The 20,625-nt window shown below is 67.8% G+C and carries 11 protein-coding genes; 6 read left to right on the top strand and 5 right to left on the bottom strand.

Features of this window, described 5'->3' with window-relative positions; genetic code table 11:
- Nucleotides 1–451: 451 nt before the first annotated feature.
- The 4 genes from AC07OZ_RS18510 to AC07OZ_RS18495 all read left to right on the top strand — a co-directional run bounded on the left by AC07OZ_RS18510 (nucleotide 452) and on the right by AC07OZ_RS18495 (nucleotide 11,515).
- Nucleotides 452–6,076, top strand: coding sequence for an alpha-2-macroglobulin family protein (locus AC07OZ_RS18510; RefSeq protein WP_495468539.1), 5,625 nt, complete (start codon nucleotides 452–454; stop codon nucleotides 6,074–6,076).
- A gap of 59 nt (nucleotides 6,077–6,135) precedes the next feature.
- Nucleotides 6,136–8,346: a penicillin-binding protein 1C gene (pbpC, locus tag AC07OZ_RS18505; RefSeq protein ID WP_495468557.1), complete on the top strand. Its 2,211-nt coding sequence runs from the start codon at nucleotides 6,136–6,138 to the stop codon at nucleotides 8,344–8,346.
- 52 nt (nucleotides 8,347–8,398) lie between these two features.
- The gene (locus tag AC07OZ_RS18500) at nucleotides 8,399–8,704 is read left to right on the top strand and encodes a hypothetical protein (RefSeq protein WP_495468538.1); all 306 of its coding nucleotides are present in this window, start codon (nucleotides 8,399–8,401) and stop codon (nucleotides 8,702–8,704) included.
- 201 nt (nucleotides 8,705–8,905) lie between these two features.
- Nucleotides 8,906–11,515 (top strand): chemotaxis protein CheW, encoded by a 2,610-nt coding sequence (locus tag AC07OZ_RS18495; RefSeq protein WP_495468537.1) that lies wholly within the window; start codon nucleotides 8,906–8,908, stop codon nucleotides 11,513–11,515.
- An 83-nt stretch (nucleotides 11,516–11,598) separates the two neighbouring features.
- Here AC07OZ_RS18495 and AC07OZ_RS18490 read toward each other — a convergent pair whose 3' ends face one another.
- Nucleotides 11,599–12,204, bottom strand: a complete 606-nt coding sequence (locus AC07OZ_RS18490) for a GNAT family N-acetyltransferase (protein WP_495468536.1) — start codon at nucleotides 12,202–12,204, stop codon at nucleotides 11,599–11,601.
- Nucleotides 12,205–12,558: 354 nt separating this feature from the next.
- On the opposite strand from AC07OZ_RS18490, the gene AC07OZ_RS18485 reads away from it, so the two are divergent.
- Nucleotides 12,559–13,047, top strand: coding sequence for an SET domain-containing protein (locus tag AC07OZ_RS18485; protein WP_495468535.1), 489 nt, complete (start codon nucleotides 12,559–12,561; stop codon nucleotides 13,045–13,047).
- A 144-nt stretch (nucleotides 13,048–13,191) separates the two neighbouring features.
- On the opposite strand, the gene AC07OZ_RS18480 is transcribed toward AC07OZ_RS18485, so the two are convergent.
- Nucleotides 13,192–13,944, bottom strand: coding sequence for a UPF0149 family protein (locus AC07OZ_RS18480; protein ID WP_495468534.1), 753 nt, complete (start codon nucleotides 13,942–13,944; stop codon nucleotides 13,192–13,194).
- 123 nt (nucleotides 13,945–14,067) lie between these two features.
- A complete protein-coding gene (gene alaS, locus AC07OZ_RS18475) occupies nucleotides 14,068–16,701 on the bottom strand; it encodes an alanine--tRNA ligase (protein ID WP_495468533.1) in 2,634 nt (877 codons plus the stop codon).
- A 258-nt stretch (nucleotides 16,702–16,959) separates the two neighbouring features.
- Between alaS and AC07OZ_RS18470 the strand changes: the two genes are divergently transcribed.
- Nucleotides 16,960–18,438 carry an NAD-dependent succinate-semialdehyde dehydrogenase gene (locus AC07OZ_RS18470; protein WP_495468556.1) on the top strand — a complete coding sequence of 493 codons (1,479 nt, stop codon included), beginning with the start codon at nucleotides 16,960–16,962 and terminating at the stop codon, nucleotides 18,436–18,438.
- An 89-nt stretch (nucleotides 18,439–18,527) separates the two neighbouring features.
- Here AC07OZ_RS18470 and AC07OZ_RS18465 read toward each other — a convergent pair whose 3' ends face one another.
- Nucleotides 18,528–19,424 carry a LysR substrate-binding domain-containing protein gene (locus AC07OZ_RS18465; protein ID WP_495468532.1) on the bottom strand — a complete coding sequence of 299 codons (897 nt, stop codon included), beginning with the start codon at nucleotides 19,422–19,424 and terminating at the stop codon, nucleotides 18,528–18,530.
- 72 nt (nucleotides 19,425–19,496) lie between these two features.
- On the bottom strand, nucleotides 19,497–20,492 hold the full coding sequence (locus AC07OZ_RS18460; RefSeq protein ID WP_495468531.1) for a DUF1810 family protein: 996 nt from the start codon (nucleotides 20,490–20,492) through the stop codon (nucleotides 19,497–19,499).
- Nucleotides 20,493–20,625: the final 133 nt, after the last annotated feature.

The following is a 20,625-nucleotide window of genomic DNA, read 5'->3' as shown; positions in this document are numbered from 1 at the left end:
CATCCCGAACAGGACCGTGAAACGACTCAGCGCCGATGATAGTGCGGATTCCCGTGTGAAAGTAGGTCATCGTCAGGTTAATACACCGCCAAACCCCTCGATCAGCAGTGATCGAGGGGTTTTGTCTTTTCCGGATTGAAATCGTCCTTGTGTCATGAAACCGAATCTGTTCAATAGGGCTCGACCATATTGATTTGAGTGATCAGGTGACACGGGCAAGGGGAAGTCCGCCCCTTTTGTGGGACTGTTTTTTTGTCAACCTCAGAATAGACTGCCTCCCTCGTTTGAGCTTGGCGGGGAGCCTATGCGGCGTTTCTGGGATACGGCGAAGCGTTCTCCATTGCTGACGTGGATAGCATTTGTTGGGCTGCTATCCGGACCATCTGCACAAGCGGCAGAGATCGCGTCTGTCTCGCCTCAAGGTGAAGTCGAGCAGGTTCAGAACATCGTAGTGCGATTCAAATCCGCGACGTCCAGGTTCGGCGATCCGCGGCTGCTGGATCCCGTCACGGTCCGCTGCGGAAATTTGGTGCCACAAGGCAGTGGGCGCTGGAGCAACGAGCAGGAATGGGTTTTCGACTTCTCGCGCCCACTAGCTGCCGGCGCGAAGTGCACGGTGATGGCGCGCGAGGAGTTTCGGCCTACGGCGCCAGGTGCCGTTGCGGGATGGAGTGGCACGCGCGAGTTCTCGTTTCAGTTGGGGGCACCGACCGTACGACGCGTGAGTCCCTGGGAGGGCAGCAAGGTCGAGGAAGACCAACGATTCCTGCTGCAACTCTCCGGTGAAGCAAAGTCCGAGAGCATCGCGCCCCACATGTGGTGTGAATCGAAGTCGCTGGGAGAGCGCATCCCCGTCGAACTTCGCGGTACGGATGAGCGTGATGCGCTCCTCCGTGCATTGAAGTTGGAGCAGCCCAAGCGCCAAAGCTGGGTTCTTGTTGGCTGCACTCGCCCATTGCCGGCGGGGGCCGAAGCGACCTTGGTGTGGGGGGCAGGCATCGCGGCTGCGGGCAACGAATCCGTACGCACGCGTGCTGATCGGCGATTCCGTTTCTCGGTTCGGGCGCCATTGACCGCGGAGCTTTCTTGCGAGCGTGAGCGGGCGAATGCCCCGTGCCTGTCGATTCGCCCGATCACGGTGAGTTTCTCTGAGCCAATCGCACGCGATCTTGCGTTGAAGGTACGGCTCAAAGGAGCAAACGGTGTCAGCGTGGCGCCGTCTCCGCCGACCGAGCAGGAACAGCAGTCAGCCAGTTGGTTGTCGTCAGTGCGCTTCCCTGCGCCGTTGGCCGAGCAGCAGGACTATCTGCTTGAGCTCCCCAGTGGGATCAAGGATGAGAGTGGCCGGCCGCTGTCGAATGCCGCGAGCTTTCCGATGAAGGTGCGAACGTCCGAGGCGCCCCCTCTGGCGAAGTTTGCCGCGGCGCCCTTCGGGATCGTCGAATGGGAAGCGACAGGTCCCAGTCTCGTGCCCCTGAGCCTACGGCATGTGCAGGCCGATCTCCAACCGCGTGCCGGTGGGCACCTGCGCATCAGGAGGTTGACCGACGATATCGACATCCTGCGCTGGTACGGAAGACTCTTCCGACAGAACGAGTGGGAAGACCGCAAGTCCGAATGGTTGAAGGATGGCTCGGATCTTCAGTCCATGACCGTGCCTCCGCCGAATCCGGACAAGGTCATTGACGTGATCGGCATCCCTCTGTCCCAACCGGGCTATCACGTCCTTGAGCTGAAGTCGCCGCGCCTGGGTCAGTCGCTGCTCGACCCGATTCAACCGATGTTCGTGCGGACAGGTGCGCTTGTCACCAATCTCGGCCTGCACTTCAAGCTGGGGAAGGACGACAGCCTGGTGTGGGTGACCTCGCTGGACAAAGGGCGGCCGGTCGAGGGGGCTCAAGTGTCGGTCTACGACTGCCGCGGCAAGTCCCTGTGGAGTGGGCGTACTGACGGACAGGGCCTCGCACGCATTGATCGACCCAATCTGGATCGGGACAGCGGGGGCGGCCAATGCATCGCCGAGTCCGGCCTGTTCATCACGGCCCGACTCGCGCAGCCGGGGAAGGCGTTGGACCAGTCGTTCATGTTCAGCGGGTGGAGCCGTGGCATTGAGCCTTGGCGCTTCAACGTGCCGATTGCATGGGGATCAGAACGCGCGGCCCGTGCCCACACTGTCACCGATCGTCCGCTGCTGCGCGCCGGTGAGACGCTCTCGATGAAGCACTTCTTCCGCCTGGAGACCGTCCAGGGCCTGACTGATGCGACACCAGACCAGTTGCCCGACAAGCTGCGTGTGGTGTTCGAGGGTACCGGGGAGGACATCGCCACCTTGGACCTGCGATGGCAAGGCGCTCGCTACGCGCTGAGTTCATGGAAGGTGCCACCGGAAGCGAAGCTGGGCCGATACCGGTTCGTGATGGAGCGCCAGGATGTCCGGGATGGCCGTCGGACCTGGGACAGCGGGAGCGTGCGCGTCGAAGAATTCCGCGTGCCGCTCGTCGATGCGCGCCTCATCCCGCCGAAGGCGTCAGTAACAGGAGCGAAGGAACAGGCCTGGGCGGCCCAACTGAACTACATGGCCGGTGGTCCCATGGCGAAGTCGCCCGTGGAGATCAGCGCCATGCTGCAGCCCCGCTGGACCAGTTTCCCCGGCTTCGATGATTTCGCCTTTGAACCGCCCTCGTCCGAAGGGCCTCGAGACGCTGGGTCCGCCGGCGACATGGACGAAGGCGACGGGGAATCCAGTGGCGGTCCGTCGGGGGCAAGCCGACTGGTGCTGGACAAGCTTGCATTGCAGACCGATGCGAAAGGCGGTGCGTCGTTCAAGGTGCCGCTGAAGGGGGGCATCGACCGTCCCGCCGAACTGCGTGTCGAACTGAACTACCGTGACCCCGATGGACAGACGCACACGCGATCTGCTTCTCAGATCGTCTGGCCTGCCGATGTGATCGTCGGTCTGCGCGCAGCGACCTGGGTGGCCAACGGACAGGCGCTGCCGGTTCAAGCCGTCGCGCTCGACATCAACGGCAAGCCGATGGCCAACCGGAAGATTTCCATCGCAGCGCGCCAGATCCAGACCTTGAGCACGCGCAAGCGGCTGGTCGGCGGCTTCTATGCCTACGAGCATCAACGTCAATTGAAGGACCTTGGCGAGCTCTGCAGCGGCACGACCGATGCGCTCGGTGTCATGCGCTGCGAAGTCAGGCTGAGTCAAGGCGGGCAGATCGAGCTGATCGGCTCCGCCAACGACGACGGCGGTCGCACCGCGCGTGCCGCTCGTTCGCTGTGGGTGACGAAGGCTGGGGAGCTCTGGTTCGCCCAGGACAATGACGATCGAATCGACGTGATCCCCGAGCGGCGACGTTATGAGCCGGGCGAAACTGCCAGGTTCCAGGTCCGCATGCCCTATCGTGATGCGACCGCGCTGATCACCGTCGAGCGAGAAGGCGTGTTGCACAGCGAGGTTCGCCGCCTGTCTGGGCGCGACCCCTGGCTGGAGTTGAAGATCGACCGCAACTGGACGCCAAACGCCTTCGTCAGCGTGATGGTGCTGCGGGGGCGGCTGCGCGACGTACCCTGGTACTCGTTCTTCTCCTGGGGCTGGCGCGAGCCGGTGAACTGGTGGCGGGAGTGGCGTGCCTCGGGCGACTATCAGGCGCCCACCGCCATGGTCGATCTGTCCAAGCCATCATTCAAGCTGGGCATGGCACCGATCGAGATCGGCCAGGCCAGGCACCGGTTGCAGGTCGAGGTCGTGCCGCAGCAGGCGCAGTACGGCGTTCGTCAAAGCGCGCAGGTGAAGCTGCGAGTGACGCAGGATGGCAAACCTGTGCCCGACGCGCAGATCGCCTTCGCAGCGGTCGATGAAGGGCTGCTGGCCCTGGCGCCCAACCAGAGCTGGAAGCTGCTGGACAGCATGATCCAGACGCGCCCTTGGGGCGTGACGACGGCAACCGGGCACAGCGAGATCATCGGCCGGCGGCACTACGGCAGGAAAGCAGTCGCAGCCGGCGGAGGAGGCGGGTTCGCGACGCGCGAGCTGTTCGACACGCTGCTGACCTGGCAGCCGCTGGTGACGGTCGATGCCCAGGGCGAGGCCCTCGTGCGCGTGCCCTTGAACGACTCGCTCACGCGCTTCCGGTTGGTGGCGGTGGCCGATGCGCCGGGACAGCGTTTCGGCACGGGGGAGGGCAGCATCAACGTGAGCCAGGATCTGCAACTGCTCTCCGGTCTGCCACCGCTGGTGCGCGAAGGTGATCGGGTACAGGCCATGCTCACGCTGCGCAACGCCACGAGCCGTGCGATGGACCTCAAGGTGACGCTGACGGGCAAGGCAAGCGGCGAAAGCGGGGAGCAGCCGGTGCCTGCAGATGCTCGAACCGTGAAGCTGGCCGCGGGTCAGGCGCAGGAGCTGACCTGGGATGTCCTCGTCCCGGAGGGCGTCCAGCGCATCGTCTGGGAGGCGCAAGCCCAGGAGCAGGGCGGCAGCGCGAGGGATGCGATGCGGACCACCCAGGCCGTGCAGCCGGCAGTCCCCGTGCGGGTGCTGCAGGCGACGCTGCGGCAGCTGGACGCACCGATCAGCATTCCGGTCGCCGCGCCTGCCGACGCGCTTCCGTCGCAAGGCATCAAGCGGGGCGGACTCCTGATCGGCTTGCAGCCGAAGTTGTCGACGGCGTTGCCGGGGATCCGTCGCTACTTCGAGCAGTACCCGTATACCTGCCTCGAACAGCAGAGTTCGAAGTTCATCGCCTTGCACGACAGCGCGGCCTGGGAGGTCCTGATGGGGCAGTTGGCGACCTATCAGGACGCCGAGGGACTCTTCGCCTACTTCCCGCTCTCCCAGCATCTGACGCAAGGCAGTGACGTGCTGACGGCCCATCTGCTGTCGGTGGCGCAAGAGGCCGGGCGACCATTGCCAGCTGCGCAGCTGGGCAAGGCGCTCGACGGCCTTGCCGCCTTCGTGGAAGGACGGCTTGAGCGCCGCCACTGGTCGCCACGCCCTGACGACGAGCCGCGACGCATTGCCGCACTTGCCGCCCTGGCGCGCTACGGCAAGGCGACATCCCGCCAACTGGGCACCGTGGAGGGCCGCAACCTGGCCACCTGGCCGACCGGCACGGTGGTGGACTGGCTGGTGCTCCACCAGCGGATGACCACTGCGCCCGATCGCGCCAACCAGATCGCCGTGGCGCAGAACCAGTTGCGCAGTCGCCTGAGCTTCGCGGGAACCACGTTGCGCTTCGTCAACGAGGAATCGGACGCCTGGTGGTGGCTGATGGGCAGCGGCGACGCGACGGCGGCGCGTGTCATCCTGGCCCTGGTGGACGACCCTGGTTGGAAGGAGGACCTGTCCCGCTTGGTCGTCGGCGCACTGGCACGTCAGGAGCGGGGCGCGTGGTTCAACACGACGGCGAACCTGTGGGGCGCGCTGGCGCTCGAAAAATTCTCGGAGCGTTTCGAATCGCAGCCGGTGAAGGGGAAGACCGAGGCCAAGCTGGCTGGCACCGGCGTTGCGCTGGATTGGGCAGCAAAACCCGAGGGGGGAGAGTTGCGCCTGCCCTGGCCCGCTGCCAACGGCACGCTGACCGTGACGCAACTGGGCGACGGCCGGCCCTGGGCCACCGTGCAGGCCTTGTCCGCCGTCCCGTTGAAGGCGCCGCTCACGGCCGGCTACGCGATCAAGCGGACGATGACCGCTGTGTCCCAGAAGGCGGCACCCAGGTGGTCGCGAGGCGACGTCATGCGTGTGCGCTTGGAGGTGGATGCGGCCGCGGACATGTCCTGGGTCGTGCTCAGCGACCCGCTGCCCACCGGGGCCGCCGTGATCGAGGGCACGATAGCCACGCAGGGCGAGCGCGCCGAGGGCGAGGCCTGGCCCAGCTTCATCGAACGCAGCTTCACGGCATGGCGCGCCTACTTCGGCTACCTGCCGCGCGGCAAACATGTCCTCGAGTACACGATCCGGCTGAACAACGCCGGGCGGTTCCAGATGCCGACGACGCGTGCCGAGGCGATGTACTCGCCGGATCGCTTCGGCGAACTCCCCAATGCGACCTTGGAGGTGCAGCCTTGAAGACGCCAAGGGCCGTGCGCTCGCACCGCCCTGCGCGGTGGTGGCGCACGCTGGCCCTGGTGCTCTTCGGCGTCGGATCCGTGGTTGCTGCCGGCGCTGCGGAGTTGCCCTCGTTCGCACAGACGCGCGCGTCGCATCCTCTGTCGGATCTCCAATTGCTGGATCGTCGCGGCGAGCCGCTGCAGACCTTGCGCGTCGACCCCAGCCGGCGTGTGCTGGCCTGGGTGCCTTTGGACCAGATGTCACCTTCGCTGCTGCGGGCGATGCTGGTGTCCGAAGACCAGCATTTCTACGAGCACAGCGGTGTCGACTGGTCCGCGGTCGCCGCCAGCGCCTGGGCCAATCTCTGGAGCACGCGCACGCGTGGCGCATCGACGGTGACGATGCAGCTTGCCGGCCTGCTCGACGAAGATCTGGCCCGGCGCGGCGGTCGCAGCGTCACGCAGAAGCTGGGGCAGGCATGGGTGGCGGGGCGATTGGAAAAGCGCTGGACCAAGGCCCAGATCCTCGAGGCCTATCTGAACCGCGTGCCACTTCGCGGGGAGCTTGTCGGCGTGCCGGCAGCGGCACAGGCGCTCTTTGGCAAGCGGCCTGGCGGACTCGACGCACGGGAATCGGCGCTGCTCGCCGCGATGCTGCGCGGCCCCAATGCTTCGGCAGAGGCCCTCGCGACACGCGCCTGCGGTGTGCTGCGCGCGATGGATCAGGGCTGTGACGGGCTCGTCGACGAGGTCGGCGCAGTATTGCGGCGCAAGGCCCTGTCGGTCTCGGATGCGCCGCAATGGGCGCCGCACTACGCGCGTCAGGTGCTGCGCGCGGACGGGCCACCGGCACAACGCAGCACGCTCGACGCGACCTGGCAACGGGTCGCAGTGCAGTCGTTGCGGCGGCACCTGGCGGAGCTGTCCGGCCGGCAGGTCGAGGATGGGGCGGTGGTGGTGCTGGACAACGCGAGCGGCGAGGTCCGTGTCTGGGTCGGATCGAGCGGCAGCCAACTGTCGGAGGCCGCCCAGGTCGACCACGTGCTCGCCCGCCGGCAGCCGGGATCGACGCTGAAACCCTTCCTCTATGAATTGGCGATCGAGCGTCGCCTGATCACGGCGGCCAGCCTGCTGGACGACTCGCCCGCGCAGATCGCGACAGGCTCGGGGCTATACCTGCCCCAGAACTACGACAAGCAGTACCGCGGCTGGATCAGCGCCCGGGCCTCGCTCGGCAACAGTCTCAACGTGCCTGCCGTGCGGCTGTCGCTGATGCTGACGCCGGAGGCCGTCTTCGAGCGGCTCAATGCCCTGGGCCTGCAACTCCCGGAAACCGGAGGCTTCTACGGGCCTTCGCTGGCGCTGGGCAGCGCGGACGTGACCTTGCTGGCCCTCACCAACGCCTATCGCGCGCTGGCCAACGGGGGGCGATATGCAGAGCCGAGCCTGCCGCGGAGCAACGCGAAGCCACAGGCAGGCACGCAGCGCGTCGACTTCCGGCAGGTCGCGGATCCGAAGGCCAGCTTCATCGTGGGTGACATCCTGGCCGACAACAGCGCGCGCGCGCTGACCTTCGGACTGTCCAGCGCGCTGGCGCTGCCATTCCCGGCCTCGGTGAAGACCGGCACGAGCAAGGACATGCGCGACAACTGGTGCATCGGGTGGACCAGCCGGTTCACGGTGGGGGTCTGGGTCGGCAACTCGAGCGGAGAGGCGATGCACCAGGTGTCGGGCGTGAGCGGCGCAGCGCCGGTGTGGCGGGAGATCATGCTGGCGCTTCATGCGAGTGGCGTGCCGCCGGCGATCAATCCGCCGGCCGGCGTCGTGCGGCAGGACACACGATTCGATCGAGGCCACGAGCCTCCGCGGCGCGAGTGGTTCGTCGCGGGTACCGAGCAGGCGGTCATCCAGTCGGCGGGCACCTCCGTGGCGCTCATCAATCCGGTCGACGGCGCGATCTACGCGTTGGATCCGGACATCCCGCCGGCGGCGCAGCGGCTGCGATTCACGCACGAGGGGCAGCTGGAGCGCGGCGGCCACGCGGCCTGGCGCCTGGATGGCCGCGTCGTTGGACGCGGAGCGGCCTGGGACTGGCTGCCGATGCCGGGGCGGCATGAACTGGCGCTGCTCGATGCGAGCGGGCGGGTGCTGCAGGAGGTGCGCTTTGAGGTCCGTGGAGCCGGTCTTCGGCAGACGCCACCGCCCACGACCGACTCCCGTCCCCCCATTCCGCAAGTCAACCGCTCCAAGGCGCAGTTCGTCGCCGCCCCCTGGCGGCCCGGGGGCTGACTTTCGATACTCCTCTCATCGTCGCTAAGATGCAGATTCGCGCGGGGAGACCATGCAAAGCCGACAACAACAAGCGCTGACCGCCTACCGGCCCCTTTGGAGGGTGCTGGGCGTTGCCGTGCTCGGCGCCGCGCTGTCGGTGCCGGCCGCGCCGGCCCAGGCCAGCGAGGTCGTCAAGCTGGCCCGGCTGCTGATCACGGGCAAGCGCCAGCCGAGTCGGCCGCCCGCACCGCAACCGGCTGCCCCCGAGCGCGGCACGGACGCCACCAGCCAGCCCCAGAGCCGTGCACCCGATGGCGAGCTTCATGCCCAGACGCAGCGCCGCAGCGCGGACGGTGCCGTGGTCTCGATGGACTGACGCACCAGACTGTCGCATCTCCGGCGGATTTCTCCCCAACTTGCGGCGCGGCCGCACCAGCACGGCACTTCGTGCCTGATCGCCGTGCGATCAACGAAGTTAGTCTCGGAAACCGTGCGTTTCTCCCCCTGACAACGTCGTCAACGCGCGCCACACTGCCGCGCGTCGCCTCACGAGGGCGGGATCGTTGGGAGTGAAGAGATGACGCAAGGATCGAACAAGGTCTATCGAAAAGGCCTGCCGTTCAGCGCCGAAGTGGCCCCGTTGCTGGCCGCCATGCCGCTGCTGGAGGAATACCGCGAGCCGCTGCTGCGCCTGCAGGGCGCCTGGGACAGCCTGGCACTGCTGGGCCAGATGAGCGGCGCCGCCACCGACATGGCCGACACCCGCACCGCGTTCGAAGCGCTGACCGGGCGTCTGCTGGACAGCCTGGCGCGCCGGCAACTGCGGCACGCGGTCGGCCATCTGCAGGGGCGTTCGCAGGTCGCGATCGACATCCTGGTGCGCAACCTTTTCGAGCGGACCGCCGACGTCGGTTTCCTCGCCAGCGATGGCCCGCTGCGCGCGCTGCTGAAGGCGGACGCCGCCGGTGAACGCGACGCCGGCGAGGTCGAGGCGCTGCGTCGTCGCTTTGCCGCCTATGTCGCCAAGTACTCCGTCTATGACCAGGTCGTGCTGCTCGCCGCCGACGGTCGTCGCCTCGCGGCGTTGGATGAATCGAGCTGCGCGCCCGTCGTCGACGACCCGCGCCTTCAGGAGGCCCTCGACCCCGGTCGAGCCTTTGTCGAAGTGCACGGTCCGACCGGCTTGCTCGGTGGTCGTGGCGGCCTGATCTACGCGGCGGCGGTGAGCGGAAACGACGGCCCCGAATCCGGTGGCGCCCGCGGACTGCTGTGCCTGTCCTTCAAGCTCGAAGACGAGATGCTCGGCCTCTTCCGCGCGCTGTGCGCGGGCGTGCCGCGCTCGGTGCTGGTGCTCAAGGATGCGCAAGGGCGTGTGCTGCTGACATCGGATCCTTGGCAGATCCCGCTTGGCGCACCGCTGGCCGACGCCGGCGAAGCACAGGGCTGGCGACTGGATTTCGCCGGTCGCGACTATCTGGCCTGCGAGAGCGCGGCCAGCGGTTACGAAGGCTACTTCGGACCCGGCTGGCGGGCGCAGATGCTGCAGCCGCTGCAGCACGCTTTCGCGGACGCACCCGCCGAGCGTCGGGCCGGTCGCGCGCGTGACCTCGACACCCGCGAGCTGTTCGACGAGGAACTGCGCAGCATCCCGATCGAAGCGCGCCGGATCCAGCGTGAGCTGTCGCGCTCGTTGTGGAACGGCAAGCTCAAGAGCCGCGCCCATGCGCAGCACCCCGTCGGAACGGGCCAGGGCGCCGTGGCCGGTCAGGCTGGAGGCAATGCCTTCGCCGTGACCCTGCTCAACGAGGTTGAACGCACCGGCGACCAGTTGCGCCAGGTGTTCGAACGTGCGATCGCGCAGCTCGAGGACGGCGCCTTGGACGCGGTCTTCGACGGCGCCGGCTTCCAGGCGGAGCTGGCGATCTCGATCGTCAACCGCAACCTCTATGAGCGCGCCAACGACTGCCGCTGGTGGGCGCTCGACGCCCGCCTGCAGCGCGCGCTCGCCACCGGCGATGCCGCCTCGGCCGAAACCGTGCTTGCGAGCATCCACACGCTCTACACCGTCTATTCGCTGCTGCTCGTCTTCGACAACGCCGGGCGCGTGGTCGCCGTGTCGGACCCGGCCCAGGCGCATCACGTCGGCCGCTCCTTGCAAGGAGACTGGGTCTCTGGTGCGCTCGGGCTGCGCGATGCCGGCCAGTACGTGGTGTCGTCGCACGCGCCTGCCGGCCTCTACGGGGACGAGGGTCATGCGCCTTGTCTCGTCTATGCGGCCGCTGTGCCGCATCCGGACGGCGCGGGGATGGCGGGCGGCATCGCGATCGTGTTCGACGGTGCGCCGCAGTTCCGAGCGATGCTCCGCGCAGCCCTGCCGGATCAGGCCGGTGCGGCGGCGCTGCTGGTGACGCGCGTGGGCGAAGTCGTGGCGAGCAGCGATGCGCGCTGGGCGCCGGGCGATCGCCTGCCGATGGCATTGCCGGCGCTTGCCGCGTTGCCCGCGGATCAGCATGTGACCGGCGAGCTGGAGCTCGACGGCCGCGTGCATGCCTACGGTCTGGCGATGTCGGGCGGCTACCGGGAATACCGGCGCCTCACGCCGCCCGACGCGAGCGATCTGGCCGCGTTGGTGATGCTGCCGTTGGGAGAACGCCTGGCCGTCGGCGAGTCGGCCGGTCCAGGCGCGATGGCAGCGGCCTTCACGCCGTCATCGCCGGCGGGCATCAAGACCTTGGATGTGGCGAGCTTCCTCGTCGACCACCAGTGGCTGGGCTTGCCCGCCGTGCAGGTCGTCGCGGCGCTGGAGCGCCAGCGCATCACCGCCTGGCCCACGGCCCCCGCCGCTGTGCGCGGCATGCTCGGCTTCGAGGGGCGCATGTTGCCGGTGCTGGATCTCGGCCAATTGCTGTTCCATCGCCCTTGCGGCGAGGAGGCCGCGCTGATGGTCTGCCAGACCGGCGGCGGTCAACGCCTGGTGCTGGCCGTGCAGCAACTGGGGCAGGTCTTCGTCGCGGGCGCGGAGCAACTGCAGCCCAGCCCGACGCGTCCCGGCTGGGCCGCACAGGCGCAGGTGCACCTGCTCAAGGGCCAGGGGCCGCAGATGCTCACGCTGCTCGACGGCGACGACCTCTGGCGCCTGGTCAACGGCGTGGTCGAAGCGCAGGCGCCTGCGCTCACCGTCGACTGAACCTCGGCCAAGGCTCGACCGATCGCCGATGGGGGGGGCCTGATGGACCGGTGCCGGCTGGCACCGGTCTCCGCGAGCGGCGATCAGGCCGCGATCGTGTCGATCGCGGGCGGCCGCGGATGCAGCCGGGCCATCGTCATCGCATCGACGTAGCGACCGTCGCGCAGTGCGTATGCACGCAGACGGCCTTCGTGCTCGAAGCCGAAGCGCTCGTAGAGCCGGATCGCGCGCGCGTTGTCGGCGAACACGGTGAGCTCGATCCGCAGCACGCCGAGCCAGTTGTCCGCCTGGCGCATGAGCGCGTCCATCAGCGCTGAGCCGACACCGCGCCCGTGAGCGTCCGGATGGACGCCGATGCCGAGCGCCATCGCGTGCCGCCGCCGCACCTGCGGGCCCACCGCATGCAGTCCGGCCGACCCGAGCAGGCGCTCGCCGTCGAACGCGAGCAGTTGCAGCTCGCCGTTGTTCGTGTCCGGGACCTTCGAGAAGCGTTCCTGCCAGAGCAACTCGGAGGTGTAGGGCAACTGCAGCAGCGACGGCTGGACGCCGGGATGTCCGAGCAGTTCGGCGTGCGCGCGAGCATCCTCGGGACGCGGCCGGCGCAGCGTGAGGCCTTCGGCGAGGCGCACGGCGCGGCGGCCAGGGTCGCGATCGTCGGGGTAGCGGGGCGGATTCGTCGAGGTCTGCATCGGGGTTCTCCTGGTGGGATGGAAGGACCGAGGGCGGAAACGAACAAGGCCCGCGGGTAACGCGGGCCTTGTCGGGGGGAGTTCGGTGGATCGTTTCAGGACCGTCGGGTCCGGGATCCGGGAGGCGTCTGCCGCGTGCGACGCCGTCCTCCGTTGCGTGCGCACAGGTGCGCCTGCAGCGGATGCATGCAGCACATCTGGACCAGGCAGGATGGGCGGGCGGCGAAGGACATGCGGACCAGTATCTTGGCCACGCGATGAAGGCGTCAAGCGCGCTCGCCACGGCACCAGTGGCAACGGCGCGACAATGGGCGTTTCCCCATTTCGTCGCGGTTGGTGCCGCGCGCCGTCTTCATGCCTCGACTGAGTTCCGTCGCTGCCGCTCCTGCCCCGGCCCCCGCCGTCGACACGGCTTCGCGCCCGAAGGGCGAGCCGCAGCCGGCCGAGCGCTTCGCGCTGGCGGTGGACAAGAGCCCGATCGACGGACTCGGGGTCTTCGCGGCCGAGTCGATTCCCGCTCGGCGGAAGATCGGTGAGATGCGTGGCGAGATCGTGCCGGTGCGCGAGGCCCGGCGTCGCATCGAAGGCCGGCGTCGGATCCACGTGGTCGAGGTGACCGACAAGACCGCGATCGATGCGACGAAGTCCGATTGCGCGCTGCGCCACGTGAATCACAGCTGCGCGCCGAACGCGGTGCTGCGCATCCGGCAGGGGCGCGCCGAGTTCTACGCGATCCGCGACATCGACGCCGGCGAGGAGATCTGCGCCGACTACGGCGAGAGCCACCACGAGGGGCGGCTGCGCTGCCGCTGCGGTGCGCCGAACTGCAAGGGCAGGCTCTGAGCCGGACGCTGACCTGTCGCCGATGCCGTCGCTGATGCCGTCGCTGATGCCGACGCCGATGCGTCGCGGATCACCTGAATGAAGAACGCCGGCGCGAGGCCGGCGTCCGTGCACGGCGGAGCGGGTCCGCCGCCGATCCGCGGATCAGTGCGTCGTGTCCGGGTCCGAGGTCAGGCCGGAGATCGCTTCCTTCAGCACGCGCTGCTGCATCCAGAACAGGCGCAGGTCCTGCACGGTGAACAGCATGTCGTCGATCAGGGCGTTCTGGTCGATGCCTTCCGGCTCCTCGTAGGCGCGCTGGACGTACTCGGCGCGGGGCGTGGAGTCCTTGGCCAGCGTCACGGCCTCGATCGCTTCCAGCATCGCCTGCAGATCGTCGGCGCCGTCGCCGTCGGGCAGCGCCCACGCGTTCGAATCGTCGACCGCCTGCAGGAAGCCTTGCGCCCACATCGCGCCGGGCGCGGGCATGCGTTCCAGCAGTTCCGCGGTGATCGAACCCTGAGCGACGAGTTCGGCCTTGGTCTCCTCGTCGAACTCGGAGATCAGCGGCGTCAGGTGCATCTGCTCGGGCGCTTCGAGCAGCGGCTGCGGCTCGAGGCTGTCGCCGATCTCGTTCCAGCGCACATGCAGCGCTTCCATGAACGCATCGGTCAGGTCCTGCTCATCGAGGCCGGCGGGCCAGTCCTCGCCGAACAGCGCGTCCATCGCCTGGATGGGCGCGGCATCGGACGGGCCGACGCGCAGGGCGGTCAGGTACCCGTCCATCGTGTCCAGCGTGATCGCCGGCGCATCCGGATCGGCCTGTCCGGCCAGCACGGCCAGCAGCTCGCCGAGGCGCTGCGCGTTCTCGACGTCGATCGCGTCGGCGAAGTCGTCGTCCATCGGGGTGTCAGTCATGGTTGCTCCAGTGGCTTGAAACGACAAGGGCCCGACCGGGGCCCTTGAAGAGGTTGTTCGTCGGAACTCCGGGGTGGGCGGTTCGATCGTCGCCCGTGTCCCGGAGTCTGTTCGAGTTGTGTGTCAGACGCGTTCGCCGACCCAGGCCTGCACGCTCGCCAGCGCGGCGGGCAGGGCCTTGGCGTCGGTGCCGCCGGCCATGGCCAGGTCCGGCTTGCCGCCGCCCTTGCCGCCGACCTGCTGCGCGACGAAGTTGACCAGTTCGCCGGCCTTCACTTTGCCGATGCTGTCCGCGGTGACGCCCGCAGCCAGTTGAACCTTGTCGCCATCGACGGCGGCCAGCACGATCGCGGCGGTCTTGAGCTTGTCCTTGAGCTTGTCCATCGTCTCGCGCAGCGTCTTGGCATCGGCGCCGACCAGCGTCGCCGCCAGCACCTTCAGGCCCTTGACGTCGACGGCCTGCGCCATCAGCTCGTCGCCTTGCGCGGAGGCCAGCTTGCTCTTGGCGGCGGACAGTTCCTTCTCCAGCGCGCGGAGCTGCTCCAGCACCGCGTGCACGCGCGGTTCCAGTTCGGCGGGCGCGGCCTTCAGCGTGCCGGCCACGGCCTGCACGGTGGACTCCAGCGACTGCAGGTAGTGCAGCGCGTTGTCGCCGGTGACGGCCTCGACACGGCGGATGCCGGCCGCGACGCCGCTCTCGGCGACGATCTTGAACAGGCCGATGTCGCCGGTGCGGCGCACGTGCGTGCCGCCGCAGAGTTCCTTGGACGAGCCGATGCTCAGCACGCGCACGGTCTCGCCGTACTTCTCGCCGAACAGCATCATCGCGCCGCTCTTCTGCGCGTCGTCCAGCGCCATGACGGCGGCCTGCGTGTCGGCATTGGCCAGGATCTCGGCATTGACGATGGCCTCGACCTTGCGGATCTCCTCCGCCGTCATCGGCGCGGTGTGCGCGAAGTCGAAGCGGGTACGCTCGGCGTTGACCAGCGAGCCCTTCTGCTGGACGTGTGCGCCCAGGACCTCGCGCAGCGCCTTGTGCATCAGGTGGGTCGCGCTGTGGTTGCGGATGGTCTTCGCGCGGCGTTCGGCGTCGACCTTGGCGGCGAAGGTGTCGCCGACCTTGACCGTGCCTTCGACGACCTGCGCGTGGTGACCGAACACGTCGGCCTGGATCTTCAGCGTGTCGTCGACGACCAGGCGGGTGGTGGCGTTGCGCAGCTCGCCGGCGTCGCCGACCTGGCCGCCGCTTTCCGCGTAGAACGGCGTGTGGTCGAGCACGACCACGACGTCGTCGCCCGCGTCGGCGCTCTGCACCGCGCTGCCGTCGACGTACAGCGCGATGACCTTGGCGTCTTCACGCGCGAGGTGGTCGTAGCCGTGGAAGGTGGTCGCGGCGCCGGTATACGCCAGGCCCTGCGCCATCTTGAACTTGCCGGCCTGACGGCCGCGGTCCTTCTGCTCTTCCAGCAGGCGGTTGAAGCCGACTTCATCGACGGTCACGCCGCGTTCGCGGCAGACGTCGGCGGTCAGGTCGACCGGGAAACCGTAGGTGTCGTGCAGCTTGAAGGCGGTGTCGCCGTCGATCTGCGTCGCGCCGCCGGCCAGGGCCGATTCCAGCAGCTCCATGCCGGTCGCGATCGTCTTGAAGAAGCGTTCCTCTTCCTGCTTCAGCACCTCGGTGACGCGCGCTTCATCGCGGCGCAGTTCCGGATAGGCCTCGCCCATCTCCTTGGCCAGCGCGGCCACGAGCTTGTGGAAGAAGGGCGCGCGCGCGCCCAGCTTGTAGCCGTGGCGGATCGCGCGGCGGGCGATGCGGCGCAGCACGTAGCCGCGGCCGGCGTTGCCCGGGATCACGCCGTCGACGACGGTGAACGAGCAGGCGCGGATGTGGTCGGCGATGACCTTCAGCGACGGGGAGTCCTTGTCGCAGTCGCCGGTGCCAGGCGTTGCGGCGTCGACGCTCTGCTTGGCCGCGGCCAGCAGGTTGACGAACAGGTCGATCTCGTAGTTCGAGTGCACGTGCTGCAGCACGGCCGCCAGACGCTCCAGGCCCATGCCGGTGTCGACGCTGGGCTTGGGCAGCTTGTGCATCACGCCGTCTTCAGTCCGGTTGAACTGCATGAAGACGTTGTTCCAGATCTCGATGTAGCGGTCGCCGTCCTCGTTGGCCGAGCCCGGAGGGCCGCCGGCCACGTCCGGGCCGTGGTCGTAGAAGATCTCGGTGCAGGGGCCGCAGGGGCCCGTGTCGCCCATCATCCAGAAGTTGTCGGACATGTAGCGGCCGCCCTTGTTGTCGCCGATGCGCACGATGCGCTCGGCGGGCACGCCCACTTGCTTGTTCCAGATCTCGTAGGCCTCGTCGTCCTCGGAGTACACGGTCACCCACAGCTTTTCTGCCGGCAGCTTGAAGTGCTCGGTCAGCAGTTCCCAGGCGAAGCCGATGGCGTCCTTCTTGAAGTAGTCGCCGAAGCTGAAGTTGCCCAGCATCTCGAAGAAGGTGTGGTGACGCGCCGTGTAGCCGACGTTGTCCAGGTCGTTGTGCTTGCCGCCGGCGCGGATGCACTTCTGCGCCGTGGTCGCGCGCGAGTAGGCCCGCTTGTCGAAGCCCAGGAACACGTCCTTGAACTGGTTCATCCCCGCGTTGGTGAACAGCAGCGTCGGGTCGTCGCCGGGCACGACCGGGCTGGACGCGACGATCTGGTGGCCCTTGGACTCGAAGAACTTCAGGAAGGTGTGGCGGATCTCTGCGGCTTTCATGCCTGTCCTTTGCTTGATGGGCCTGGCGGGGTCGGATGTGGCGCAGCCGGGGCTGCGACATGAATCAGTTTGTGGAATCAGTTTGTATCTTCGCGGGTGCGCGGTTTGCCGCTGGTTCTGCCGGAACGGCGGGGCCTGGCGCTTGATTTCGCGAAGCTTTCGATTATAGGAGCCGGGGCCGTTGACACGGTGTTGACATGGCGGTCACGGTGCCGCCGCTAGGATGCCGGCCTTCCACGGAGAAACGACATGGCGACGATGGACCCCAAGACCTCCCCGCTGGCGCAGCTCAAGGACCCGAGCCTGCTGAAGACCGACGCGCTGATCAACGGCGAGTGGGTGGGCGGCGCGAGCCGCTTCGACGTGGTGGATCCGGCGACCGGCGTGCTGCTGACGCACGTCGCGAACCTGGGCGCGTCGGAGGCCGACGCCGCCGTGACGGCCGCGAATGCCGCCTGGCCGGCGTGGCGGGCCAAGACGGCCAAGGAGCGGGCCTCGATCCTGATGCGCTGGTACCACCTGCTGACCCAGCACGCGGACGACCTGGCGCGCATCCTGACGGCGGAGCAGGGCAAGCCGCTGGCCGAGGCGCGCGGCGAGATCGCCTACGGCGCGAGCTTCGTCGAGTGGTTCGCCGAGGAATCCAAGCGCGTGCGCGGCGAGATCGTGCCGACGACCGACGCGACCAAGCGCTACATGGTCATCAAGCAGCCGGTGGGCGTGTGCGCGGCCATCACGCCGTGGAACTTCCCGCTGGCGATGATCACGCGCAAGGTCGCGCCGGCGCTGGCGGCGGGATGCCCGGTCGTGATCAAGCCGGCCGAGCAGACGCCGCTGACCGCGCTGGCCGCGGCGGAACTGGCGCAGCGCGCCGGCATGCCCGCCGGCGTGTTGAACGTGATCACCGGTGACCGGGAGCATTCGATCGCCATCGGCAAGGTCCTGTGCGAGAGCGACGTCGTGCGGCACCTGTCCTTCACCGGCTCGACGGAGGTCGGCCGGATCCTGATGGCGCAATGCGCGCCGACGATCAAGAAGCTGTCGCTGGAGCTGGGTGGCAACGCGCCGTTCCTGGTCTTCGACGATGCCGACATCGAGAGCGCCGTCGAGGGCGCGATCGCCAGCAAGTACCGCAACGCGGGACAGACCTGCGTGTGCGCGAACCGCCTCTACGTGCAGGCGGGCGTGTACGACGCGTTCGTGGCGAAGCTGGCCGAGAAGGTCGGCGCGCTGAAGGTCGGCAACGGCTTCGAGCCCGGTGTGACGCAGGGCCCGCTGATCGAGGACGCGGCGATCGAGAAGGTCGAGCGCCACGTCGCCGACGCGGTGGAGAAGGGGGCGAAGGTGCTGGTCGGCGGCGCGCGGCTGCACGACCGCTTCTTCCAGCCGACGGTGCTCGCGGAAGCGACCTCCGACATGCTGTGCGCGCGCGAGGAGACCTTCGGTCCGGTGGCGCCGGTGTTCCGCTTCGGCACGGAGGCCGAAGGCGTCGCCCTCGCCAATGCCACGGAGTTCGGACTGGCGAGCTACTTCTACGCCCGCGACATCGGCCGCATCACGCGCGTGTCGGAAGGCCTGGAGTACGGGATGGTCGGCATCAACACGGGCCTCATCTCGACGGCGGAGGTGCCGTTCGGCGGCGTCAAGCAATCGGGCCTGGGGCGCGAGGGCGGCCACCAGGGCATCGACGAGTACGTCGAGACGAAGTACCTGTGCGTGGGCGACGTGAACAAGTGAACGTCGCATGACGCGGGCCGGGGCGACCTAGTGCGATCCGGCGTGGCTCGAAGCGGACGCGGACGCGGACGCGGGTGCTACCGGCCGGATCAGGCCGTGAGGGTCGCCATCTCGACGGCGAGGTAGTCGAGGAAGCAGGTGATGCGCGAGGCCAGCGCGGTGTTGCGGTAATACACCGCGTGCACCGGCTGGCGCGTGTCGACGGTGTGAGTCGCGAGGACCTGCACCAGCGTCCCGTCGGCGCGATCCCGCGCGGTCATGAAGTCGGACAGCGCCACGACGCCCTGGCCGGCGAGGGCCAACTGCCGCAGCGTCTCGCCGGAGGACGCGCTCACTGCGGCTTCGATCGGATAGCCCTCGCCGCCGGACCAGCGCAGGGGCCAGGTGTTGAGGCTTTCCGGCGCGGTGAACCCGAGCAGCGAGTGCTTCGCGAGCGCGTCGACCTGGGTCGGCCGGCCGTGCGCGGCGAGGTAGGCGGGACTGGCGAGCACCCGCAGCCTGAAGCTGCCCAGTGGCCGCGCATGCAGCGAGGAGTCGGCCAGCGTGCCGATGCGCAGCGCGACGTCCGTGCGCTGCTCCAGCAAGTCGATGATCTGGTCGCTGCTGTTGAGTTCGAGCTCGATCTGCGGGTAGCGCTCGCGGAAGCCGCCGATCAATGGGACCAGCACGTGAAGCATGAACGGCGAGGCCGCGTTCACGCGCAACCGGCCGGCCGGCTGGTCTCGGCGCAGGGCCAGCTGCTCCTCCGCGTCCTCGACCGCGGCGAGCACGTTGCGGGCGCGCGCGAGAAAGAACTGTCCCTCCTCGGTGAGTTCGAGGCGTCTCGTCGATCGCCGCATCAAGGTCGTGCCGAGCTTGTGCTCGAGCCGGCTCAGCGACCGGCTGACGGCCGAGACGGTCTGCCCCAGATGCTCCGCCGCCGCGCTGATCGATCCCGCATCGACGATGGCGGCAAGGACGGCGAGTTCATCGAGGGAGCTTTTCATCGACGGCGTAGGGGCGCATGGAGGGCTGGATGATAGGGTGCCCATGGGCGTCGCGACGACGCCGCGATGGCCTCAGGCCGGGCCTTGGGGGCGCTGGAACTTCGGCCCCTCGGGCACCTGCCCACCGAAGAACTGCTGCAGGATCCTGGCGGACTTGTTCCCCAGGTCGGTGTCGTCCACTCTCCGGGTGACGAACCTCATGAAGGTCTCGACCTGCCTGGCGCCGTCCGGGCCGAAGATCTTCTGCGCGCTGACGCCCACATTGTCGGGATCGAGCAGCGCGTCCATGACCGCCATCAGGTTCTTCCTGAGACGGTGGTCTTGCGCATAGGCGTGTATCTCATCCAAGCTCCGCAGGCCGAGTGGATTCGTCCTGTGCGTTTCGCCGGGTTGTCGCAACTGAGGAAAGAGGCGCGGGATCGATGGGAGGTCCATCCGGCCTTTGCGAAGGCCGGCGACGATCCGGTTGATCGTCGCCGGGTCGACATCGACGAACCGCTCGACATTTTTCGGATCGACGGCCGTCGGTCTGCAGTGCCAGTCCGTCCACGTCCGGAGGACGTTCATGGTCTGCGGGTGGTAGTAGCGGAAATGGTCGTTCAGGAAGCTGACGATCCTCGTGTCGCCGGTTGCCTGCGCCATGAGCGTCACGCACGCCTTGAGCTTCTGCGCGCGGTCCTCGCCGAAGATGCCCTCGACGGTGACGCCATGCCGGCCACCCGTCTTGACGTGCCGGTCGATGATGTCGAGCGACTCCATCATCCGCTTCCCCAGCACGGGGTGCTTCAAGAATGACTCCGCTTCGTCGATGGACTGGATGCCGTAGTCATTGCAGAGCTTCGTGTCGGCAATGCCCTTGACCTGCGGAAAGACGTACCACATCCACTCGCGCTGCACGTCGCCCTCGCGAATCTCCCGATCGATCAGGCCCGTGCCTTTTTGCGCCTGCGCATCCGAAAAGCGCTGCAGGTTGTGGGGATCGTGCCGGGACGGACGACTCTGTCCGGTCGTCGGAGGCTGTAGCTGCGCAGAGAAGCTCTGGAAGGCCTTTGGAAGTGGGTTGGGCATGGCGAACGCTGTGGTGGGGAGAAAGGTTCGCAGTGATGCGTCTGCGAAATTGGTTCCACACCGGAGAGTTCTTCAAGTCTTGCATTGAAATCAATAATCTTTTGAAGATTGACGGCTTTTTCTGCAAATGAAG

Source organism: Roseateles sp. GW821-FHT09G03, assembly GCF_059416045.1.
Note: the sequence above shows the minus strand (reverse complement) of the source record. Positions and strands in the feature narration are given on the sequence as shown.